This is a genomic window from Micromonospora sp. NPDC018662, from assembly GCF_044391475.1.
In the GTDB taxonomy this organism is placed as follows: Bacteria; Actinomycetota; Actinomycetes; order Mycobacteriales; family Micromonosporaceae; genus Micromonospora.
Genome location: NZ_JBISAC010000012.1, coordinates 165,451 through 187,390, shown reverse-complemented (window position 1 = coordinate 187,390; position 21,940 = coordinate 165,451). Strand labels below are relative to the sequence as shown.

The 21,940-nt window shown below is 67.9% G+C and carries 19 protein-coding genes; 10 read left to right on the top strand and 9 right to left on the bottom strand.

Annotated elements, in window-relative coordinates; all coding sequences use genetic code 11:
• Positions 1-182 precede the first annotated feature (182 nt).
• Positions 183-782 carry a hypothetical protein gene (locus tag ACH495_RS27510; protein ID WP_396860602.1) on the bottom strand — a complete coding sequence of 200 codons (600 nt, stop codon included), beginning with the start codon at positions 780-782 and terminating at the stop codon, positions 183-185.
• A gap of 271 nt (positions 783-1,053) precedes the next feature.
• On the opposite strand from ACH495_RS27510, the gene ACH495_RS27505 reads away from it, so the two are divergent.
• On the top strand, positions 1,054-1,413 hold the full coding sequence (locus tag ACH495_RS27505) for a hypothetical protein (protein WP_396860601.1): 360 nt from the start codon (positions 1,054-1,056) through the stop codon (positions 1,411-1,413).
• Positions 1,414-1,545: 132 nt separating this feature from the next.
• On the opposite strand, the gene ACH495_RS27500 is transcribed toward ACH495_RS27505, so the two are convergent.
• Positions 1,546-2,451: a LysR family transcriptional regulator gene (locus ACH495_RS27500; RefSeq protein ID WP_396860600.1), complete on the bottom strand. Its 906-nt coding sequence runs from the start codon at positions 2,449-2,451 to the stop codon at positions 1,546-1,548.
• 28 nt (positions 2,452-2,479) lie between these two features.
• On the opposite strand from ACH495_RS27500, the gene ACH495_RS27495 reads away from it, so the two are divergent.
• Together ACH495_RS27495 and ACH495_RS27490 are read left to right on the top strand one after the other, a co-directional pair.
• Positions 2,480-3,355 (top strand): NAD(P)-dependent oxidoreductase, encoded by an 876-nt coding sequence (locus tag ACH495_RS27495; RefSeq protein WP_396860599.1) that lies wholly within the window; start codon positions 2,480-2,482, stop codon positions 3,353-3,355.
• Entirely contained in the window at positions 3,352-3,774 is a 423-nt protein-coding gene (locus tag ACH495_RS27490) for a RidA family protein (protein ID WP_396860598.1), read from the top strand. Before ACH495_RS27495 ends, ACH495_RS27490 begins: the two co-directional genes overlap by 4 nt.
• A gap of 1,797 nt (positions 3,775-5,571) precedes the next feature.
• Here ACH495_RS27490 and ACH495_RS27485 read toward each other — a convergent pair.
• Positions 5,572-6,846, bottom strand: a complete 1,275-nt coding sequence (locus tag ACH495_RS27485) for a barstar family protein (RefSeq protein WP_396860597.1) — start codon at positions 6,844-6,846, stop codon at positions 5,572-5,574.
• Between the two features lie 203 nt (positions 6,847-7,049).
• Between ACH495_RS27485 and ACH495_RS27480 the strand changes: the two genes are divergently transcribed.
• Positions 7,050-7,361 carry a hypothetical protein gene (locus ACH495_RS27480; protein ID WP_396860596.1) on the top strand — a complete coding sequence of 104 codons (312 nt, stop codon included), beginning with the start codon at positions 7,050-7,052 and terminating at the stop codon, positions 7,359-7,361.
• Between the two features lie 305 nt (positions 7,362-7,666).
• Here the strand turns inward: ACH495_RS27480 and ACH495_RS27475 are convergent, their stop codons facing one another.
• Together ACH495_RS27475 and ACH495_RS27470 are read right to left on the bottom strand one after the other, a co-directional pair.
• The gene (locus ACH495_RS27475) at positions 7,667-9,196 is read right to left on the bottom strand and encodes a tetratricopeptide repeat protein (protein WP_396860595.1); all 1,530 of its coding nucleotides are present in this window, start codon (positions 9,194-9,196) and stop codon (positions 7,667-7,669) included.
• Between the two features lie 956 nt (positions 9,197-10,152).
• Complete coding sequence (locus tag ACH495_RS27470) at positions 10,153-10,650, bottom strand: HAD domain-containing protein (protein ID WP_396860630.1); 498 nt, start codon at positions 10,648-10,650, stop codon at positions 10,153-10,155.
• A gap of 202 nt (positions 10,651-10,852) precedes the next feature.
• Between ACH495_RS27470 and ACH495_RS27465 the strand changes: the two genes are divergently transcribed.
• Complete coding sequence (locus ACH495_RS27465; protein ID WP_396860594.1) at positions 10,853-11,305, top strand: hypothetical protein; 453 nt, start codon at positions 10,853-10,855, stop codon at positions 11,303-11,305.
• A gap of 60 nt (positions 11,306-11,365) precedes the next feature.
• Here ACH495_RS27465 and ACH495_RS27460 read toward each other — a convergent pair whose 3' ends face one another.
• Complete coding sequence (locus ACH495_RS27460; protein WP_396860593.1) at positions 11,366-12,217, bottom strand: ATP-grasp domain-containing protein; 852 nt, start codon at positions 12,215-12,217, stop codon at positions 11,366-11,368.
• A gap of 314 nt (positions 12,218-12,531) precedes the next feature.
• On the opposite strand from ACH495_RS27460, the gene ACH495_RS27455 reads away from it, so the two are divergent.
• Positions 12,532-13,947, top strand: a complete 1,416-nt coding sequence (locus ACH495_RS27455) for a xylulokinase (RefSeq protein WP_396860592.1) — start codon at positions 12,532-12,534, stop codon at positions 13,945-13,947.
• Between the two features lie 240 nt (positions 13,948-14,187).
• On the opposite strand, the gene ACH495_RS27450 is transcribed toward ACH495_RS27455, so the two are convergent.
• Together ACH495_RS27450 and ACH495_RS27445 are read right to left on the bottom strand one after the other, a co-directional pair.
• Positions 14,188-14,385: a hypothetical protein gene (locus tag ACH495_RS27450; protein WP_396860591.1), complete on the bottom strand. Its 198-nt coding sequence runs from the start codon at positions 14,383-14,385 to the stop codon at positions 14,188-14,190.
• A 1,184-nt stretch (positions 14,386-15,569) separates the two neighbouring features.
• Positions 15,570-15,818 (bottom strand): hypothetical protein, encoded by a 249-nt coding sequence (locus tag ACH495_RS27445; protein WP_396860590.1) that lies wholly within the window; start codon positions 15,816-15,818, stop codon positions 15,570-15,572.
• Between the two features lie 179 nt (positions 15,819-15,997).
• Here ACH495_RS27445 and ACH495_RS27440 point away from each other — a divergent pair, with 179 nt between their 5' ends.
• Complete coding sequence (locus ACH495_RS27440; RefSeq protein WP_396860589.1) at positions 15,998-16,660, top strand: DNA-binding response regulator; 663 nt, start codon at positions 15,998-16,000, stop codon at positions 16,658-16,660.
• A gap of 7 nt (positions 16,661-16,667) precedes the next feature.
• Here ACH495_RS27440 and ACH495_RS27435 read toward each other — a convergent pair whose 3' ends face one another.
• On the bottom strand, positions 16,668-19,337 hold the full coding sequence (locus ACH495_RS27435; RefSeq protein ID WP_396860588.1) for a tetratricopeptide repeat protein: 2,670 nt from the start codon (positions 19,335-19,337) through the stop codon (positions 16,668-16,670).
• 375 nt (positions 19,338-19,712) lie between these two features.
• Here ACH495_RS27435 and ACH495_RS27430 point away from each other — a divergent pair, with 375 nt between their 5' ends.
• From ACH495_RS27430 to ACH495_RS27420, 3 genes are all read left to right on the top strand, one after another.
• On the top strand, positions 19,713-20,225 hold the full coding sequence (locus tag ACH495_RS27430; RefSeq protein WP_396860587.1) for a HEAT repeat domain-containing protein: 513 nt from the start codon (positions 19,713-19,715) through the stop codon (positions 20,223-20,225).
• An 18-nt stretch (positions 20,226-20,243) separates the two neighbouring features.
• Entirely contained in the window at positions 20,244-20,900 is a 657-nt protein-coding gene (locus ACH495_RS27425; RefSeq protein WP_396860586.1) for a HEAT repeat domain-containing protein, read from the top strand.
• A 203-nt stretch (positions 20,901-21,103) separates the two neighbouring features.
• A complete protein-coding gene (locus ACH495_RS27420) occupies positions 21,104-21,922 on the top strand; it encodes a CPCC family cysteine-rich protein (protein ID WP_396860585.1) in 819 nt (272 codons plus the stop codon).
• Positions 21,923-21,940: the final 18 nt, after the last annotated feature.

Here is a 21,940-nt window from a genome sequence, read left to right as displayed (position 1 = left end):
TCACCACCGGCTGTCAACGCCGGCTCAACCTTGGCTCTGGCGCAGATTTTGTGATTGATCTTGCCGATGGCTCACGGGGTGGTCAGGACGCGTTTGCGGAGGAGGTCGAGGTTCGCTCGGCCATACATCTGTCGCTTGATCGTCTTGATGCGGTTGACGTGGCCCTCGACCGGGCCTGAGCTTCAGGGCTGGGCGAGGCCGGCGACGACGGCGTCACGGTCGCTGGCCAGGCCGGCGGCGAAGCCGCGGATCTCGGGGTATCCGGCGTGGCGGGCGCGGTGGATCCAGGCGTCGAGGTGCTGCCCGGTGCATTGATGGCGGACCAGCGCGGCGAACCCGCGGGCGAGGCCGGCGACGGTGTCGAGGTCCGGGCAGCGGCTGCGGGCGTCGGCGAGATCAGCGCGGTCGTCGTCGGTGAGTTTGTGGCCGGGTCGCATGATCCAGGCGGTGATCCGCCGGGCCGACGGCACCCGGGCAGTGGTCGCCGGGGCGGGTCGGGTGCGGTTGATGGCGAGCCAGTCCCGCAGTACCCGCAGGCTGCCTTGATAGCCGCGGACCATGATCTCAGCGTGCAGCGCGGCTGTCTGGTGGACGCCGTCGGTGAGGCGTTCCCGTAGGTGGGAGTGGAACGGGGCCAGGACGCTGGGTCGGCTGGCGGCGTTCGGCCCGATCAACGCCTCGGCGGTGGCGGCGTGGGCGTATTTGCGGGCGGTTCTGACGTTCATGTCGAGCCGGCGGGCGGTCGCGCTGATCGACAGTCCTTCGGCTCGCAGGGCGTGCACGGCCGCGTGGCGTTCGCGAGTGTTCGCCGCCCGACGTGGGCGGCGATCTGCACGCCGCGGAGGCTGACGCCTGCGTCGAGCATGGTCACGAACGTGTGGCGCAGTGCATCCTCGGCATCCGGATCCCCGCCGTGTGGGCGAGATGCTTGAGCCAGCGGGTGGCGGCGTGCCGGTCCATCCGCCAACCATGGGTGCTGCGCAGAACCGGCCCCCTGGTGGGGTCCACCCATGCAGTGGAACACGCGTATCCGGGATCTCGGTAGTTGAGACCATGACCACGTCCGCGTCGGCCACCAGCCCTGCGCTCGGGAACGATTGGGGCGTCGCCGACGTTACCCCTCGCGCGGACCACCCGATCACTAAAATTCGGCTCCTGGAGACCCCGCCGGGCTGGGAATTGCAGACGACGAAGCCGGGCAGCTTGCTGACAGCCTTCGCGGTGGACCGCACGTACAGCGTCTGGGCAGACACCACTGACAAGACCGCCGGCAACGATGCCGTGGTCGAGTTCACACTCGGCGACCTGCGCTCGCTCTCCGACGGCGAGGTGTGGGCGGCACCGACGCCGTTCGCACAGCCCCAAGCCATGACCCGCGAGGAATTCCGCCGGCACTCGGCGGCCAGTTGTTGACGACACAGGAGTCCGTACCCACGCGATCACGACCGCGACGCGCACTCAATTCGGCAGATCCGGAAGCCGCGCAGGCCCTCAGCCCTCGCTCGGCGTGGTCATCGAGCGCTACGGCCTGGACGGGGCGACGGGTCAGCCTCGTTCCTCGAAGCCGCCGGCCGCCTCGTCGAGGTGGGCGAGGAGCCGGGTGACGGCTGGGGGTCGGGACCGACCGGCGACGGTGGCAGCGAAGACCTGACGGACGGACTCGTCGTCGCGGTGCAGGCGCAGCATTGCGATGTCGGCCGGCGTGCCCTGTACGGCCAGGGCGGGGACGAGCGCGACGCCGAGTCCGGCCGCGACGCAGCCGAGCTTGCCGATCCACTCCGCAGCCACGATGTCGATCTTTGGGGAAAAGCCGGTGGGCAGGCTGGCCCGCAGCAGCGTCTCCTCGGCCGTCGCCGAGCCGACGACGAACGGGTCGTCGGCGAGGTCGGCCAGCCGTACCGTGCCCCGATCGGCCAGCCGGTGTCCGCGGGCGACCGCCACCAGCAGTCGCTCGTCGAGCAGATGGTGCAGGTCGAAGCGGTCGGAGTCGATAGGACCGGTCGGCGACGAACTCACTACCGCGATGTCGGCGTCCCCGGTGACGAGGCGGTCGAGCAGGGTAGGGGTCATGCCCTCGACTAGCGACAGCGCCACCTGCGGATACGTAGCGCGGAACGCTGCCAGGGCCCGGGGCACCAGCGCGGCGACGGCGGTCGGGAACGCGCCGACCCGCAGCCTGCCAGTACCAAGACCGCGTAGCTCGTCGAGGTCGCGCTGGGCAGCGGTGAGCCGGGCGAGCACCGCCTCCGCGTGCGGCAGCAGGGTGCGCCCCTCTTCGGTGAGGACCACGCCGCGCGGTAGTCGGTCGAAAACCCGTACCCCGACCGCCGCTTCGAGTGCCGCGATCTGCCGCGAGACCGCCGACTGAGTGAAGCGTAGTTGGCGGGCGGCGGCGGTGATCGAGCGGTAACGCGCCACCGTCTGGAACACCTCGAGAAGCTGGGTCTCCATCCTGCCATGCTAGATACGCATCGCACTGATGCTGAACATTCGCTGGTCGCATCATTTTTGGCACCCTAGCGTGGCGACCATGACAGAGATCGCGGTGCTCGGCACCGGACACATGGGTGCGGCCATCACCCGCCGGCTCCTGGCCACCGGCCACCGAGTCACGGTCTGGAACCGCACCACCGCCCGGGCCGCCGCGCTGGCCGAGGTGGGTGCCGGGATCGCCGCCACACCGACCTCGGCCGTGGCCAGGGCCAACCTGGTGATCACCATCCTCACCGACGCCGCGGCGGTCGAGGCCACCCTCTTCGGAACCGGCGACGTCAACATCCCAGTGGCCGCCCTACGGCCTGGGGCGATCGTGGTGCAGATGTCGACGATCGGGCCGGACCAGGTACGCGCCGCTGCCGCCCGGCTGCCCGAATCAGTCGCCCTTCTTGACGCCCCGGTCGGCGGCAGTGTCGACACGGCCGACGCCGGCGCCTTGACGATCTTCGCCGGTGGACCCCCCGCCGTCGTCGACCGAGCCGAGCCCGTGCTGCGGTCGCTCGGCACAATCCGCCGGTGCGGCCCGGTGGGCACCGGATCCGCCCTGAAACTGGTAACCAACACCGCGCTGCTCACCGCGTTCGGCGCACTGCACGACACCCTGACCGTCGCCGAGGCACTCGGCATCGACCGGGCGGCGACGCTCGACGCCCTCCGCACAGGGGTACTGAGCGGCGTCATCGCCCGGGCGACCAAGAGTAGGGCCTCGTTCGCGATCGCGCTGGCCGGCAAGGACGCTGACCTCGCCCGCCGCGCGGCACCGACCACCCCGGTACTGGCCGCCGCGACCCGCCTTCTGCACGACGCCACCGACCAGCGGGCGGACCTGGCAACTCTGATCAACCTGGAGACCCAATGAACCTGACTCTGAACAACCCGCAGACCGTGTCCGCGCCGTTCGGCGACCGGTTCGCCCACGTCGCTCGGCTGGATCTCAACGGCGGCGCTCTGCTCATGCTCGCCGGACAGGTCGCCGTCGACGACCACGGCGAGGTGGTCGCGCCCGGTAACGCCGCCGCCCAGGCAGAGCGGATCTTCGAACTCATCACCGGGATCCTCGCCGCCCACGGCGCGACCCTCGCCGGCATCCTGCACATCCGCACCTTCATGACCAACCTAGACGACCTGCCCGCCTACGGCGCGGTACGCCGCCGACTACTCCCCGCCGACCCAGCCAGCATCCCCCCGGCCAGCACGACCGTCGAGGTCAACCGGCTCTTCCTGCCCGGGGCGGTGCTCGAGGTCGAGATCACGGCGGCGGTACGGACCACCGCCTGACCGGCGCCGGAGGTGGCGCGGCCACCGTCGCCGATCAACCTTCTCCCGGGGTATCGCCGACCCGGAACTCCTCCTGTCGCCGTTGTAGCCCGGGAGTTCCGTGGAGCCGCAGGCGACGACGATCGCGCCGGTGGACACGTCACGGATGGCGATCTCCGGTACGTCGCTGTGAGGTAGTGCCAGGTAACGATCGCCGGTGGAGGTGAAGCCGTTAAGGAACGGGCCGGGAAGATTGCGGCCCTGGATCCGTCCGTCGGCGAGCCAGGCCAGGTGACTCAGCGGAGTGTCCTGTCCCATGGCGACGTGCAGCCCGAGCCGTTTTCCGTCCGGGTGAGGGAAGAAGTAGGCCGCGCCCACCGAGGAATCCAGCCGCGCGCGGTCAAGCTCCGCACCGGTCGCCGCGTCGTAAGCGACCAACTCGTCCCCGGCTGGCAGGTATACCCACAGAACCCCTTGGGCGTCGAGGTGGCAGTTCGGCGCGCAAGGCAGCCCGGCGCACGAGATCGTATGTTCGCGGTGCCAGAGCACCTGGCCGAGCCGGTCACACACCACGAGTTCGTCGAGGGTCACTGCCGCCAGGTGCCGCTGGTTGACACTAGCCATGAACCTCTGCGCTTGCAGTGGCACATCGCATCGCGTGGCGACGCGAAAGTCGGCATCCAGAATGGTCGCCGACGACTCCGTCGGGTGAGTGACCATCCACCCGACTCCAGCGACTTCGCTGATCCATCCCACCGGAGGGAGAGCGACGTCGGCGATCAGGACAGGGCGCACCGCCGCAGCCTAACGCCGCGCCGCAGATAACCGTCGCCCTCGTCACTGGTCTGCAGGCGGGAGCGCATCAGACGACACCGCGCGATTTCACATTCTCTCATCGGCATGAGCGGACGCCGTCCGACCGGCAATCGGGGAACATCATGGTTGACACCTTCGGACGCCCCGAAGAGGTCACCGCCCAGGAGGCCCTGGTCAGAGGGATCCTGGTGGGATTCGAGTCTCAGCTGCCGGAATCCCGACCGACTCCGCCGTGGCGGATCTAGAGCCGCACGTCGATGGAGGACGGCCCCGCTGACTTGGCGTCAGCGGGCCCAGAACGACAAGCCGCGGCAGCCCGGCGGGAAGCAGCCAACGCTGACCACTTCGGTCTTCTCTGGGAGGTCACACCAGACCTCTCCCCCGGATCTCCGCAGGTCAGAGCCTTTCGCTTGGCCCGGGCTCGGTGAGCTCTTCGGACGCGGTGACCACTTCGCCAACCTGCGCCCAATCTGCTCCCACCTGCAAGGCCCGGCTAACCAGCCGCCCCTTACCGCTGTGACCTGCGCATACTTGCCCGCCAAGGAAGATAGAGGGCCGTCGACTGCTGCTCGAAACCGCGGAGCACTCCGGTTGAAGCAGGACGCTGCACCGACTCTGACCTGCGGAAACGAGAACGTCTAGGTCGGGGTGGGTGCAGTTGGATCCCGTTCACTGCCGTTGGATGCTGTTGAACGCCGTTCAGTGCACCCTTCTGCTCCCACCCCGCTCCCCAATCTCGGCACGACGTCACCGGCGTATGACCGGCAAACACCGGGTGCCGCCGCCCAGACCGACACCGGCGTGGCTGCCGGATGTGCTGCACCAAACCACCATCTGCGATGCGGGTTGCTGCCTCGGCGTCACCGCGTCGAGCAGCTCCCAATCCGCTCCGGGAGGGCATCTGTCAGCCGACTCTCCACGAGCTGCGGCCCGGTCGCTGCGACGACCACACCGAATCCGCGAGTCCCAGACCGCTTTACAGCGCAGCAGCGACGGTCCGGCTCAACGCAGGTCGATCTCGACGTCGTGTTCCGCGAAGATGCCGAGCAGGTACTCCATGGTCGCCGCCGGTGCGAGTCGTCGCCCATCGTAGCCGGCGACGAGGTGGTCACGAGCGACGGTCGAGTCGTGCCATGCCAGCCGGAACGGTGTCCTCGCGCCGAACCTTCCGCGGAGGCAGTCGTCGAAGGCGTCGGGGTTGCAGCCGAAGTATCCGCCCGGGCCGTTGATCGCCTCGCCGATCGCGCAGTAGAACCCTTCGACGTCGGTGACGAAGCGGCCGTCGAGGTCGTACGTGGTACCGGTCGGTCGGTCCTGCGCAACGGACTGGTGGGCGGCCGCGACCATGGCCCACTGGTGCCGCAACTCCCGGCCGTAGCCGGACCACATGTTTCTCCGGGCGGGCGGCCCGTGGTGCCAGTGCGTGAGGATGTCGAGGACTGCCGTGGGCAGCGGTTCCTGTGGGTCGCTGTCGACGGTCACGTCGAGGAGCTCGCCCCCGAACCGCCACGGCTCGCCTGACTCAACCGTTCCGGACACCACAGCGTCGATCACCCGATGGGCCGAGCCGTCGGCCGCGATCGTGTGCACCTCAGCGCGGATGCGACGGCGACGCACGCTGGCCTTGGTCGACTGCCCGACCGCGTCGAGCGCGGCCAGCAAGGGCGCCTCCGGCCGGCAGCCGAGAAGCCGGACCTGCGGCACCAGCGGTGAGGCCTGCTCGCGGAACACGCCACTGACGTCGCGGCATGTGCCGTACGGCGTCTCGTCCCCACCCAGGAGGACGAAATGGGCGACGTTGGCGGGACGCACCACGGCATCCGTGCGGTCGTAGACATGGACGAACCCGTCGAGGTCGATATCCACGGATCCGGGCCCCACCCGGCTTGGCCGCTGTCCGAGCACGATCACGTCACCGAGGTACTCGCCCGACCAGGACGGCGACATGCCCTGCGATGGCGCGGGCGCCGTTATCGCGACGTCACCGAGCCAGGCCCGTTCGGTGCCGAGGGCCTCGGCGGGCAGCCGGTTGAGCAGGTCGGCGAACGCGCCGTCCGGAGCGCAGCCAATGAGGGTAAACCGTTCCCGCGGTCGCTGAGGCAGGTCGACGAACAGTCCTTCTATCTCCGCGCACGCCGCCAGCGGCACATCGTCCTCATAGACGCTGTCGAAGCCGACGTCGCCGAGGAGCAGCCATCGCGGGCCCGCCGGATGTTCCCGTATCCGGTGCTCCTGCTGCGGCGCACGGCCATCCTTGGAGCCGGCGCTCGTCGTCACGCCAGTGATTCTATCCGGGCTACCGACCCGCGTAAGGAACGCGTCACCGCCCGTCTGCCCTGGCTCGCCCGCATCCTGCAACGCCGCGCGAGTAGGCCCGTCAGAGCCAGGGACCGTCGTAACTAACCGCGGTAGGCGATCAACATCATGTACGGCGTCGGTCCTCTGAACCGCCAGCGGTCGACGTGTGCCACGCTGCGGCGGTGACGATCACCAGAGCGACTGTTGCCGGAGCAGTCATCGCCTTCGCTGGGCAGGCATTGGCCGCTGGGGTCACGGCCGCATCGGCTATCGCCGCTGGTGGGGGCCCGAACGCGGACCTCGATGCCGGCGGGAGACTAGCGGCGCTGCTCCTCGGCGTCGTCATATACGGCATCGCGCAACTGGTGTTGCTGGGCTGCTGTGTCGCGCTGTCCGGACGACTCGGCCACGGATCATGGGCTGGCCTCGTGACCGGCTGGGCATTAGGACTAGCCCTGAGCCTGTATTACCTGTGCGGAGGCTTCGGCGCCTGACGAGCAGGCCTCAACAGGACCGGACGTCGGCCGCAACGGGCAGCGTGTGCGCTGAGACGCCCGGTCCGCACCGAACGACGCTGTCCGGGCGTCTACGCGTGGATAGGTCATATTCGGATGCCCGGTCATCAGGTACCAGCGAACCTCGGCCACCTGGCGTAAGCGACCCACGCGGGCAAGGTGAACGCAGGCCGCGGCAATGTCTTCCCGGCGGTAGCCGCCATCGACGGCTTCGTCGAGGAACCAGCGGATCCGCCCGACTCGCTCGCCCGGCAACAGTCAGACGGCGTACTTGGTGCCGTCACTCAGCCGGAGACGAGATCTTCTTGTTGGTATTCCGCCCAAAGCTCCTGTGCCTCCCGGGCCATGGCCTTTGCCTGGCGTGCCTTCCGCCTGCTGAAGTTTGGCGTGGCCCGGGGCGGCCTTGCATGTCCTGAACCGCGACGGGGCAGTTGCTCGAGCCGCGCCGCCTGATCCTCCAGCGCGTACGACAAGATCTTGAGATTGGCGGCCCGGTTACGGGCGACGGCCTCGCGAGCGGCTGTGATCGCCTCCTCGCCCAGCGCCAGCGCCTCGGCCGTGCGGCCTGCGTCGTTCAGCCGTACCGCCTGCCGCCTCAGCATCTCTGCGTGTCGCGCCAGAATTGCCGGCCGGTTGACCGCCGCGACCTCACGCTGCAGTTCGAGGGTCTCTTCGCCAACGGCCAGGGCCTCGTCGAGCCGGCCGGACTTGGACAGTCCGTTGGCCAGGTTCGACAGCGACAGCGCCAGGTCCCGCAGGTGCCCGGCCCGGTTGTCAGCAACGAGCTCCCGACGCAGCTGCACTGCCTCTATCGTCAACGCGAGACTGGCCTGTCGCTCCTCGATGACGGCTCCAAGGTTGCCCACCGCCTCGGCCAGCCTCGACAGGTAGGCCTCCCGATCGACAGCGGCCAGTTCGCGATACAGCTTCACCGCCTCGTCGGTCGCGGCCACGGCCTCCGAATGCCGGCCCATATCGCTGAGCCGCCCGCCGTACGTATCCAGGCACGACGCGAGCAACGGACGATGCACCTCGGGCTGGGCTGCGACAAGCTCACGGCTCAGTTCGACCGCCTCCGCGGCCGCCGCCAAAGCCTCCGTCGATCGTCGTACTCCCGCCAGGCAAACCGCCTGGTTCTTCAGGGCAATCACCATGTAGACGAGATGCCGTGGCCGGCTGCACTTCACCGAGTCACGGAAATGCGTGACAGTCTCGGCGCCAACTTCGACCGCCTCCTTCCACCGCCCTGCCTCGTACAGCCGGCTCGCGTGCAGGCTCAAGACCCTGCCCAGGGCGTCGTGCATCTCCGAGCCGACCGGTTGGCCCTCAGCCAGCCCGCGCAGCAACTGCAGAGCGCGGTCGCTGACTTGCAACGCCTCCACCTGGTGCCCAGTCGCCGCCAACGCCATCGCGTAGGGCTCGAGGAGCCGGCACATCAGGACCTCAGGGCATGCATCCATCAACGCCAACGCCTCACGACCGGCAGCCAGCGCCGCCGACGCCCGGCCGGAACCCACAAGTCGCCTGGCGAGTGCCCCAAGGGCCTCAGCGAGCTGCTCCTCGTGGCGGCGGTCGATGGTGTAAAGCTCCCGGGCCAGCCGGACCGCCTCCTCGGCACACTCCAGCCCTTCCGCCGGGCGACCAGCGTCCGACAAGTAGGAGGACAGGTTGATGCATGCCACGACGAGAGTTGGCAGAGCAGCGCCACGGTCCCGCGCTGTCAAGCCATACGACATCTCCACAGCCCGGCGACCCGTCTTCACCGCATCGTCGAAACGGCCAGCTCGTGACAGCTCCACCGCCTCGTCGACCACCGCGCCGACCTGGCGCAGCGATGCGTCAACCCGTGTCCCCCGCCGCAGCCATCTACGCCAACCCGTCGACTTCACACGGGCGAATATAAGCGCAAATGATCAGCCCATCGGCCCTCGATGCCGGACCGCAGACGCTTCGGGTTCGCCGCAGAGGACACCGAACAGGAATGCCTGGTCAGAGGGTTTCCAGTGGGATTCGAGTCTCAGCTGCCGGAATCCCGACCGGCTCCGCGATGGTGAATCCAGAGCCGCACGTCGATGGAGTACGGCCCCGCTGACTTGGCGCCAGCGGGCCCAGGACGACAAGCCGCGACAGCCAGGCGGGGAGCAGCCAACGCTGACCACTTCGGTCTTTCCGGGGGCCATGCCGGACCGCGCTACCACATCACCGCAGGTCAAAGCCCTCTGCTCGGTCCCGGCCCGGTGAGCACTTCGGGCACGCTGACCACTTCGCCAAGCTGCACCCAGTCTGCTCCCACTTGCAAGGCTAGGTCATCCACCAGCCCTTACCGCCGTGACCTGCGCATACTCCCCCACCAGGACACATAGAGCGCCGTCGACGGTTGCTCAAACCCGCGGAGCACTCCGTGTGATACAGGAGACCGCACCGACTCTGACCTGCGAAAACGCGAAGCCGCAGGCAGGGTTGGGTGCAGTTGGGTGCGACCATCTGCCGTTCGGTGCGGTTCAGGGCCGTTCAGCGCACCCTGCTGCTCCCAACCTGCTCCCCCGATCAAGGGCCCGCGACCGGGCTGCTGCGTCCAGCCTGCGTCGACCCGTCCTGCACGTCGTTCGTCAGACACTGTGGCCACTTGCCCGAGCCGTCCTGGCTGACGCCGACGCCCGGTCAGCGACCGTTGGGCTCAGTTGGCTCCCGATCCGCTCCCACGGCCCGGTTGTCAACCCGACATGCTCAGGTATGCCGCGCCTTATCAGCGGCAGATCCGCGCAGCTGATCAACCGGTCGCTTCTTGCTTTTCGAGCCACCTACGCACCGCGGCAAGGTCGGCGTCGACCAGTCCGAGGCACGGATCGACGCGGTGCAGCAGCGCCGGCTGCGAGTGGTGCGCGGCAACCCAACGCCGATCGGCGTCCGTGATCTCATCATCGAGCCAGACGAACGCACGTCCGGCCGCCCACCGCGCTAGGCGCACAGTCTTCCAATGCACACCGCGCCCCAACTCCTCGTCGTCGTCAGGCCAGTCCACGACCGCAAGCACCGGAAGGCCAAGCCGCGGCGCGACGACCTCGTTCGCCTCCGCCATCCACGTGCTCGCCCAGACCAACTCACCCGGCAGAGCAAGCAGACGCCCGCCGTCAGCTGGATCAAGCCGATCCAGCAGCGGATTGCCAAAGCCGTCAACAGCGTCGCCTACCCCGCTGCCGAAACGGCGTACGCCCGTCGACCGGGCCCGGAACGGAATGAGCACACCGTCAACATCGACAAAAGTCAACGGTCGCGTAGCGCCGACAAGCACCCTGAAACCGTACCCGCAGGCCACCGACGGGCCCGGACGCGATCCGACCCCATCGACGGTAACGCTCCGCAGCGCGCGAGGAGCGGCAGATGCGTGCACGAAAGCTGGTCCCAACACACCGTGGGGGCGTCCGTTCCTGGGATGCGCCGTCGGCGCCGCAATGCCGGATGATCCCTGCGTGGAAATCACCCAACTGCTCCGAGCCGGAGTGACCAAACCGCACCCCGATCAGGCGGCCAGTGCCACCTGGCTGGCCATGGTGTACGCCAGCACCAGGGCAGTCGGCGGTGTGGTCACCACCTCGGTCGAGGAGCCGACGACCGGCCGAAACCACTACAGGGTCGGTGTGCGACTTCGTGATGGCAGGCCCTTGAGCATCCTCTTCAACGCTGCGGCATTCCTGGTCGCTGGAGCCGAACGACAAGATCCCCACATGGTCAACGCGGTGTTCGTTGACGTCCCCGGCGGGGAGATCTACCGCCGCGCAGCGCTGCGGCTCGCCACCACGGCAGAGCTGAATCAGCCGCTTGAAGACCGACACCTGCATCTTCTTACCGAAGAAGAACGCCAGGATGTCGCCTACCACCAACCGAGTCGGCTCGGTGACCTGCTCTTCAACTGGTTCGACTGAGCTACCCCTCCGCGCTGGCCATACGGCATGAGCGGATGTCCGGACAGACAGTGCTGCCGGTCAGCGGGCCAGGACAAGCAGGGCCGTGATCATCATTTGAGGGTCGATGGTGGTTGGTCGGTCGCTCACCTGCCCATCGCCCAGTTCAACCACCCGCCATTCGCCGTCCACGCGCAGAGCGAGGTCGACGGTGACGAAGGGCAGGCCGAGCCCGGCGATCATCGGTGCGATCGGGGCCAGGTCGATCCCGGCCGGCGCGGGATCATGCGGGCTGTCGGGATGCGGTCCGATCAGGACGCACACACCGTCGACCCACCACGTGCGGACTTCGGCGGATGTGAACCGCTCGAAGCGCCGCAGTACGAAACCGCCCACGAAGTCGTCGTCACGCAGCTCCAGAAACCGCCTGGCCACGTGCCACGCAGCCGCGCCGTCCTCCAGGTCCGGGATGAACGTCGCCTCATTCCAGTAGTGCTTCATCGACTTGCTGTAGTCACGCAGCACCGCCGGTCCCGCGCCCAGTTCGACCCGCGCGCGGTCGAAGCTGGCCCGGTCCGAGCCCGTGGTCCACACCGACAGTGGAGTGGCCGCAGCCAGAGCGGCATACCAACCGGGCAGCTCGTGTGCCCGCCGGTAGTGCTCAGCATTGGTCCTCAACACCACACCGCGATCGGCGAGCAACTCGGCGAACGCGGCGTACCGCTCGCTGCGCAGCATCCAGCCGCGGTACACGGCCGTACCAGTGCCCGAGACCGAGGCGACCGCCCGTCGCGCATCTGCGCCCCGCGCCAACGCATCGTGGTCGACCACCGCAACATCGATCCCGGCGGCACGGGCGGCCTGCGCCTCCGCCGCGAAATGCTCGTCTGGGTGGCGCGGCCGTAGCGGGTTCGCGGGAACGAGAAGGATCACGCTCATATCCTGCCCCACGCGGCCGTTCGACCTCGACCTGTTGTCCCGGCCGCCACCCGAAACGCGGCATGAGCGGACACTGGTGACAGACCAACTCGGGTTCTGTGGATCGCCGCCTTTTCCCGCCGAGGTCTTGCTTGACAACCTGCAGCCCAAGAAGTTACGTAATGCTCCTAGCAAGATCTGCACATTCGAGTCCGCGGTTTCGGTGCATGCCGGATGGCTTCGCTTCGCGGACTCAACCATCTCACCGTCGACCACCGGCCGCTGAGCCGCCTGTGTCAGTGGCCCTGTCGCCACCCGTTGGGAGAACCGTGCCGCTTGTCGCCGGGGTCGACTCCTCGACCCAGTCGTGCAAGGTCGTGATCCGCGACGCCGAAACCGGAAAGCTCGTGCGTGAGGGCCGCGTACCGCACCCAGTCGGCACGGCCGTGCCGCCCGCCGCGTGGGAGGCCGCGTTGTTGGGCGCGGTCGAGCGGGCCGGCGGACTGGACGATGTGGCGGCGGCCTCGGTCGCCGGGCAGATGCAAGGCATGGTGTGCCTGGACGCGGACGGCATGGTTGTCCGCGACGCTGTGCTGTGGAACGACACCCGCTCGGCCGGGGCTGCCCATGACCTCGTTTCGGATCTTGGAGGTGGAGAGGTCGGGTCGCGAGCGTGGGCCGATGCTGTCGGGTTGGTGCCGGTGGCCAGCTTCACCGTCACAAAGCTGCGCTGGCTGGCCTCGGCGGAGCCGGACAACGCCGCACGTACGCAAGCGGTGTGTCTGCCGCATGATTGGCTGACCTGGCGGCTGGCCGGCGCGGGTGGGTTGGCCGCGCTGTGTACAGACCGCAGCGAGGCCAGTGGGACCGGGTACTGGTCGGCCGCAACCGGTAAGTACCGACGCGATCTGGTCGGGTTGGCGTTCGGTCGTGATGACCTGCTGCTGCCGGAGGTGCTCGGACCGACCGGTCAGGCGGGGCAGCTGCGCACCGGCGCACCGTTGGGCGCTGGTGGCGGCGACTGCGCAGCGGCGGTGCTGGGTGCCGGCGCCGAGCCGGGCGACGTGGTCGTGTCGATCGGCACGTCGGGCATCGTGTCCACTGTGGCCGACGTGCCAGCCATCGACCCGAGCGGGATCGTGGCCGGGTATGCCGACATGACCGGCCGCTTCCTGCCGCTGGTGTGTACGCTCAACGCCGCCCGGGTGCTGGACGCCACCGCGACCATGCTGCGGGTGGACCATGCAGAGCTGTCCGCGCTGGCGTTGTCCGCCCCGCCTGGTGCCGACGGGCTGGTCCTGGTGCCCTACCTCGAGGGTGAGCGCACACCGAACCTTCCGCATGCCACCGGCGCCGTGCACGGCTTGACCTTGCGGACCTCGACCCCCTCTCACCTGGCCCGCGCCGCTATTGAGGGGATGCTGTGCGCACTCGCCGACGGGCTGGACGCGATGATCGCGCAGGGTACGACGGTCAAACGGATCCTCCTGGTCGGCGGCGGCACCCGCTCGGAGGCGGTACGCCAGATCGCGCCTACAGTCTTCGGCCGGCCCGTACTCGTACCACCGCTGGGCGAGCACGTCGCTGACGGTGCCGCCCGGCAGGCGGCATGGCTGTTGTCGGGCGGGCAGCAACCACACGCATGGACCGTCGGACGGGTTGAGAAGCACGAGGCAGACGCCGTACCTGCGATCCGCGAACGGTACTCCGCCGCTCGGGCCCAGGTTCTCAACCGGGTTGACTGATCGCCGACGATCCCACCGGCGGTGTGCCCGGCCGGCCATCGACCGCATCACCGGCGCGCTCATCTACGCTGATGCACACCCAAACAACGGTGATGCCAGCGCCGAGAACGTCATCCCCATTCACGGTCATTCGATCTGGACTAATGCGAAAAACGACCGAGTCATCAGGTCCTGATCAGGTGCACTCTCATCGGCATGACAGATAAGTCACAGGCAATGAGAGCGACTACCTTAACGTGGCTACTTCGGCCAGCGAATGTGCCCCTTATCGACCCACCAGCCGTTCAAGTATTCGACATCCGTGACGCCGTCCTGGTACACGCTCTCAAAACTTGGGCTTAGTCGGGCCACTGCCCAGAGCGTGTTCGCGAGGTGCGCATACTCTTCGTCGGTCGCGTCCTCACTGAGCTCAACGGTGATTCTTCTCTTCTTGGGCATCGTTCACCTTCCGGGTGCGGGACAGTCAGCCTAATGGCTCCTGAGGCGACCGGGTAGAGAGCAAGCTTCCGGTTCGGAGCCCGTCCCAGGAGCCCCATCCCCCGCCAGCGGATCAACTCTCATCGGCATGAGCGTGCACCCGATCAAGCTGTCTATGATGCCGCCCATCACGGTCGGTGGCGACGTCGATCGGCGGCCCATCATGGTCATTCGATCGTCTCAGCCACCACCGGGCCGCCCGGCCCTCGGCCCCGCGAAGTGGCTAACAAGCTGACTCCTTCAGGCACGCCGAAAAGGTCACCGCGTAGAAGGCCCTGCTCAGAGGTTTGCCGGTGGGATTCGGGTCTCAACTCGCGGGATCGATACCGTCGCCATCACGACGGCACCTAGAGCCGTGCGTCGATGCGGCATGGCCCGCGTGATCGGCGTTGGCAGGCCGCAGGCCGACAGCCGGCACCAGCCAGGCGGGGAGCAGCGAACCCTGACCACTTCGGCCTTCTCTGGGAGGTCACGCCGCACCGCTCGACCGCATCACCGCAGGTCAAACCCGTCGTCACTGTTTGGTGTTGGTGAGCGCTTCGGGTGCGGTGACCGCTTCGCCAGGCTGCACCCAATCTGCTCCCACTGGCAAGGCCAGGCCATCGAGCGGCTCCTTACCGCCGTGACCTGCGCATAATCCCCTGCCAGGCGACATAGATTGCTGCCGACTGCTGCACAAAACGGCTGAGCACTCCGTGTGAAGCAGGACGCTGCACCGACTCTGACCTGCGGAAACGAGAACGTGCAGGTCGGGGTGGGTGCAGTTGGATGCCGTTCAGGGCCGTTGAATGCTGTTCAACGCCGTTCCGTGCACCCGTCTGCTCCCATCCCGCTCCCCCCAGTCTGGGCACGATACCGCCACCGGATGATCGGCGGATACGTCTGCTGCCGCCCAGGCCGGCACCGGTGCGGTTGCCGTATGTGCGGTGTCAGGCCATCAGCAGCGATGCATCGCTGCCTCCACGTCACCCGCGTCCAGCAGCTCCCAACCCCGCTCCCGGAGGGCGTCTGTCAGCTCGCGGATCGCAGCGGGTACGCGAATCGGGCAAGGCGCGAAGGGCGGCGTGGTGCCTACCTGATGGAAGATCCGACCAGCGATGTCAACGCGGGCAGCTCGGCGTCTGGGGTCCGACATCATGGCGCCGCTACCGCAGAAGGAGGTTGTCTAACTGGCGTTCCCAGAGCACGTAGTTGACTTCTTCCTCAAGAATGTCGTTGCCGGCACGGACCAGGTACTCGAAGATCGTCAGCCGATCCCAGTGCGGGTTGTCCAGCGCGGTATCAAGAATCAGCTCGAAGGTCTCCTCGTCATCGGGGGAGATCACCTCGATGGGCTCATCGTCTGCGGAGATCCACACAGTTTGCGCACTGCGCGTGTCATCGTCATGGACCACGGGGCCTCCCAGGAAGAGGGCGTGTGGCTCGACGGTACGGATGCCAACCGCTGCGGCTCCATGACTGATCGTGGCGGGATACCGACGCACGGCTGACGCGTCCGCGCCATCGGTGTGGCACCGGCGATGCACACCTTCATCCCCCGGCGGCTGCCTACGCTGGCGATGATCCGCTATATGTGAGCAGGACGTACACGAGAAGGGACACCTCACTGGTAGCCGTCCAGATCGCGGTCGTCGACCCGCTGCCGTTGTTCCGCGACGGTGCTGTGGCTGCCCTCGCCGCTGACGGCCGAGCAGTGCAGACCCCGACCGACGTCGTGGCGTGGGCCCTCCAGGCCCAGGAAGCCATCGTGATCCTGACGGTGCGCAGCGAAGACGACTGGGACGTGCTGGAGCGGTTGCACGAGATCGACCCAGCCACGTGCGCCGTGGTGGTCCTGCTCGACGAGGACTCCGCCGCAGCGGGGGTTCGCGCGGTGCGCGCCGGAGCCCGCTCCGTCCTTATGCGCAACGCTTCGCCCGAGACGATGCGGCGCGCGGCAGCGGCGCTGCTGGACGGCCAGTCCGTTCTGCCCACCGCTGTGCTAGCCGCCTTCGCCGCCGGTGGCGGAGTGCCGGGCAGCCGATCCCAGGCCGTGTCCACCGAACAGCTCTCCTGGCTGCGTGCGCTGGCGGCCGGTCATACCGTCACACAGTTGGCCGAGCAGGTCGGATACTCCGAGCGCGCAATGTTTCGGCTGCTGCGTGCGCTCTACCGGGAGATGGGCGTACAGGGCCGCGTGGAGGCGTTGATGGTTGCCCAGGCGAACGGGTGGCTAGGGTCGCCGGCTCGCAGGTGAGCTGCGTCTAGGAGGGTTCGAACTTCGGTTCGGTACCGGACGCAGTCGCGAGCACCGCGTCGAACTCGCCTGGCGCGGCATTCACTCGCAGCAGCTCCAGCATGAACTTCAGGCGGTCCCTGAGAACCGGCGGCGGCACCGGGGTCACGTCGCGAGCCCGCCGAAATGCCTCTACGGCTGAGTCGAGCGGTTTGCCAGAGCCCACCCGCTGACCGACGATGGCTAGCCCTTCGAAGTCCCAGGCGGCGAAGTCGCGGTCATCACGTGTGTGGCGCTTGACCGCCTCCCGTTGCAGATCCCGGAAGAGCGATCGAGCCTCCGTCTCCGAGTCGGTCGCGAACGCTGTCAACGCCTGCAGCGCCAACACAACGAGGGATCGATTGGCCAGGCGGTATCGATCGGCGCCCTGGATCTCACGCCTCGCCTGCTCGGGATGTCCGTTCCTGAGGAACACCATGGCGAGGGTTGTTCGCGCCTGGAGAACCGTCACCGGGTCCTGCAGTTCACGGGCCCATGTGACAGCCTGATGTGCGATTCTCGCGGCCTCAGCCAGATATCCGGTGTCGAGCAGCAGGTCGGCCCGCGCGTCGAGGCACCGTACCCGCAGCGAGGGATCCTCCGGGTGCTCACGGGCCGCCTCGTCCGCGATACCCCATAGGCGGTCGGCCTCATCCACATCCCGCAGCTCCGAATGCCATCTCGCCAGACTGATGGCGATGTCGACCGCAGACCTGTGCCCGCCGTTTTGGGCCAGCGACAATGCCGCGTGGCCGCGGCGTATCGCCTCCGGGTATGCACCGCGCCTACGCAGGCACTTTGCAAGACCTGACAACGCGGCTGCTTGGTCCAGCGCGTCGTACTCCTCCTCCGCCATTCCGAGGGCGCCCAGGTAGTACTCCCCAGCTTGGGCCGCGTCACCTGCCTCCCAGTGCACCGCGGCGAGATTGATGAACAGCTTGCGCCGGCCGTGTCGCCAGTTGGCACGACTCGCATGCTGCACCGCGGACTCGAACGCGGTCCGCGCATCGTCGATTCGGCCCCGAGACAGGTAGATGCAGCCGAGAGCGTTGTCGTTCTGCAGCTCGCGGAAGGGCTTGCCCAGGTTGCCGGCCAGTGCCTCGCGAGCCGCCAGCATCAGGTGGCCGGCTTGCCACCGCGAAAGTGCTCTCTCCATCTCGTTGATCAAGGAGTACGCCGATAGCCACAGCTCGGCCCGGATCCGAATGTCGAGCTCTGCGAAGTGGAGGTCCAAGTCCTCTACCCGCTTGACGCTCTTGATTGGCCGCCGGCACCGGGACAGCAGGTCGGCGGCAGCAGGCAACAGTCGCGCAGGTCCGTCAGGACGCCGCGCAAGTTCGTCGTGGACCTCTGGCGACAGCAGGTGGTATCGGTGGCCGACGGCGGTGATGACGGTGCTCTCGACGAGTTCCGGGAGCACCACTGCCACCCGTCCTGCGGCCGTCTCGTTCGCGAGGAGTCCGCTCACTTGCTCGGCGGTCACCGGCACGCGGTACGCCGCGAGCGCGATGACGACCAGCCGCTGCTCGTCGCTGAGCCATTCGACCAGCACTTCAGAGAGCCGGCCGGCCCGTGCCGACGGCGCCTCCCGCGCCAGCAGCTCGGCTAGCTCGCGGGCGTTAAGCCTCCGCCCTGCCAACGTAAGCACGGTGCGGAAGAGTTGTGCCCGCCGGGGAACGCCCTGCAATACGTTGTAGAGCAGGTCGGGTTTAGTGCGGGCCAGGCTGGAGAGACCCAGCCGGTCGGCGGCATCTAGCTGCTCTACATACGTGCCGAAATCCTGCGGCGGAAGGCCGTCGATTCCAATGCGTGGAGCGTCCTTGAACCAGCCGGCAGCGGTCGATGCGACCGGAAGGTCACGCAGCTCCAGGATCACCTTGACCCGACGCAGCCCACCGGAGAGGATTTCGAACGCTTCGTTCAGCTCTAGGCTGGTGACGGAGTACCGGTCCGGATCGACCAGACGCTGGGCGTTCTGGACCAGGATGGTCACCGGCTCGTCGTCCGGTGCCTGCATCGCCGCTTCCAGCCGGCTCAGCAGGTCTTCGCCCGGCCGTCGTCGTTTCCCGACTGCTGTGCCGAGCGCAATGTCGTCCAAGAGGGCCCTGACGTCGAGCGGCGGCCCCGCACCGAGGTCATGCTCGCGTAGCTCCCGTGCCAGCCCGGTCTCGCGTAACACCCACCGCACCAGCGTCGTCTTTCCCCCGCCGGCCCGACCGTGCACCAGGATGACACTCGACCTGTCGGTCCTCAGCGCCGCCGCCAAACGGTCGCGTTCGTTCACCTGGTTGATCGGGTCGGCACCACCGCCGCTCGATGCCCGCCGTGCCGGGATCGATGCCGCGACCCCGCCGACGACCCTGGGCATCGCGTACGCTTCGCCCGCAATGATGACGACCGTGTCCGCGATCATCGAGACGTTGCTTGCTCCCGGCGGATCCTGATCCCGCCGTCTTGCCGCGAACGCCGCCACGGCCGTGGCGACTCCCGATCCGATCGCGACGAACCAGCTGACCCGCTCGACCCAGTTCCAGGCCGCTACGCGGTGCCCGACCAGGGCGCTCCACCAGTCCAGCCACGTGCCGACGAGCGTCAACGCGGTAAGCACGCACAGCGGGGCCGTCCAACGCATGAGGCGAAACCAGCGCCGACGGCTCACCTCGTCATCATCGCGGCAAGGCGGCGTCAGCTGAGTAAGACATCGACGGCAGTAGGGTTTGCGACAGATCTCTTGACTAGCCACTACCACACGGCGGTACTCCGCGGTCCACGCCCGTGGCCCTGCGCAGACAGCGGTATCCACGGGAATCCCCGCCATCCCTGTGCTGCCACCCCGGCCCGTTGGTCCGCTTGACCTGCAGCTGCGTCGGAGCCGCAGAAGCCCGGACGTGTTGCCCTAACGATCCAGCAGTGACCCCTCCTGGCGTAGATCGTGAGTCCTCCTCCTTTGACCTACGAGGGTCGTCAACGGCGTGTCGGGTTGGCCGCGGATGCGGTGTTCCACCGCGGGGCGGTCGCGTGGCATAGTGACCGGATGATCGACAGCCGTGGGGCGTTGGAGGCTGTGGTCCGGCATGCCGTGGAGCTTGAGGACGATTACGACGACATCGCGCCAACCGTCACGGCCCTGACGGCGTCCGGGGACACTGCCTTAGTACCCCGGTTGCAGCAGGTACTGGACCGGTTCCTCGACGAGGGGAACTTCTACGGCCGGGACCTGATTGCCGGTGTCTTGGCTGGCATCGAAGGTGTGGCGGCGCTGCCGGTGCTGCTACGCGCCTCGGCGCGCGATCTCGGGGACGACCAGGACAGCTTGCAGGCCGAGATCATCGAGCTGCTGCACGCGGATCGGGCGACCGGCCGGCGTGTCGCGCGTGATTTCGCCGCAGGTGATACGCCGGAGCTTCGCCGTGTGGGGTTGTGGGCGCTCGGGTTCGTGGTCGAAGCACAGGATGTCGACCTGCTGGCCGCGGCCGTGACCGACGCCGACCCGGAGATCAGATCCATGGCGGTCGGGTCGATCCCTGACCCAGCCGGCGACGACTAGGCATTCGGCGCACTCGTTATGGCGTTGCATGACCTGAACGAGCAGGTACGGGTATCGGCCGCGAGCAGGCTTGGCTACACCGGCCGGGTTGACGCGGTCGAACCGCTCGTTGCTCTCGCCGCCGACCCGACTCCGCGGGTACGGTCCATGGTCGCCTACGCACTCGGGCGACTCGGCAGTCACGAGGCGGCCGGGGCTCTGCAACGTCTCCTCCACGACCCCGACCGGCATGTCCGCGAGAACGCTGCGGAGGCACTCGGCTCGGTTGGAGGGCCGGCGGCGGTCGATACGCTACTGGAGCTGGCTGCCGACCAGGACCCGAAGCTACGCGTCCAAGCCTCAAAGGCGCTCGCGAAGGTGGCCGACTCGGATCCCCGCGTGGCGCCGCAACTCACGATGCTGGCAGGAGACGGCGAGGCCGCAGTACGGGCGGCGACCCTTAGCGGACTCGCCCGCGCCGGTGGCGAGGCTGCGTGGCACGGGGGGCATATCTTGGTCGAATTGGTGGAAGATCCGGATCCAATGGTCCGTCAGCGGGTTGCAGTCGTGGCACGACATGTCGCGCCTGACGCCGCACCGGACATTCTCCGCCGGTATACCCGCGACCCTGATCAGACCCTGCGCCGACTTGCCGCAACCGAACTGGACCGACTGACCAACCCCACCGCTCGCTGACCCGGCAGCCCACCGTCAGCGGTCCGCTGGCTAGACCGTTGTGGACGTTCCCGCGAGGTTGTCCGACCGGGCCCGAGTGTTCGCCACAAGTCAGAGCCCCATGACCGACCCGGTCGACGCCCGCAGCGTCGCTGTGGTCGCCCTGCACACCGAAGGTCTACGGCTGCCACTGGTGCGGCACGGCTGTCGGGCACACTGATCGCATGGACCTCCCCTACCCGTGTGTTTGTTGCGGCTACCGCACGTTGGGGGATCCGCCGGGCTCACACGAAATCTGCCCTGTGTGCCGCTGGGAGGACGATGTTTACCAGCTACGTTGGCCCTACCGGGCAGGCGGCGCGAACAAATCCTCATTGGTTGACGCGCAACGCAACTTTGGCACGTACGGCGCCTGCGACGAGGACGACCTCGTCGAGAACCGAGCCGACCCGGCCGACTACGGCAGAGAACCGCACTGGCGGACGATCGACCTTCAAGGGGACCGCTTCGAGCCACGCGGTGGCGCCCTGGCGGCTTGGCCGGATGATCGGACCGTCCTGTATTGGTGGCGCCGCCGCACGGGCCGGACTTGGTGGGAGGACATGCAGGCCATCGGTTTCCCCGAGCCACCAGTGGACGACGCCGATCCAACCGGCTTCGCCAAGGCAGTCCGCGCAGTTGCATCTGTGGCAACCCCGGCCGATCCGGACAATCTCTCGGGCATGTCGATCGATTTCGACCACTACCTGCTCGGGTGCCCCTCGATCCGGGAAGTGACCGTGACCACAGGCCCCGACCCTGCCCAGCAGATCACGGCCGTCTGTATCGCCGAGCCGGCGGCGTCACCGATGCGTGTCGCGGGAGAGGTCAAGCAAGCCTGGCTACGTGACCTGCGATACCGCCACTGGGAAGTCCACCGGTTACGCACCACGGCGACGACAGTCGAACTCGACGTTGCCACTCGCGTCGACGAAGACGGTTACTACATCACCGGGCTGATCGTCGTGCGGTGGCCGCCCGCTCGAGGCGGGGACCGCTCGTGACAGCGGACTCGCGCAATG

Bases quoted from the DNA above. Each gene is read 5' to 3' on its own strand.
- ACH495_RS27505 (WP_396860601.1), top strand. From the start codon at position 1,054: ATGACCACGTCCGCGTCGGCCACCAGCCCTGCGCTCGGGAACGATTGG.
- ACH495_RS27430 (WP_396860587.1), top strand. From the start codon at position 19,713: ATGATCGACAGCCGTGGGGCGTTGGAGGCTGTGGTCCGGCATGCCGTG.
- ACH495_RS27495 (WP_396860599.1), top strand. From the start codon at position 2,480: ATGCTGAACATTCGCTGGTCGCATCATTTTTGGCACCCTAGCGTGGCG.
- ACH495_RS27500 (WP_396860600.1), bottom strand. From the start codon at position 2,451: ATGGAGACCCAGCTTCTCGAGGTGTTCCAGACGGTGGCGCGTTACCGC.
- ACH495_RS27490 (WP_396860598.1), top strand. From the start codon at position 3,352: ATGAACCTGACTCTGAACAACCCGCAGACCGTGTCCGCGCCGTTCGGC.
- ACH495_RS27425 (WP_396860586.1), top strand. From the start codon at position 20,244: ATGGCGTTGCATGACCTGAACGAGCAGGTACGGGTATCGGCCGCGAGC.
- ACH495_RS27450 (WP_396860591.1), bottom strand. From the start codon at position 14,385: ATGCCCAAGAAGAGAAGAATCACCGTTGAGCTCAGTGAGGACGCGACC.
- ACH495_RS27420 (WP_396860585.1), top strand. From the start codon at position 21,104: ATGGACCTCCCCTACCCGTGTGTTTGTTGCGGCTACCGCACGTTGGGG.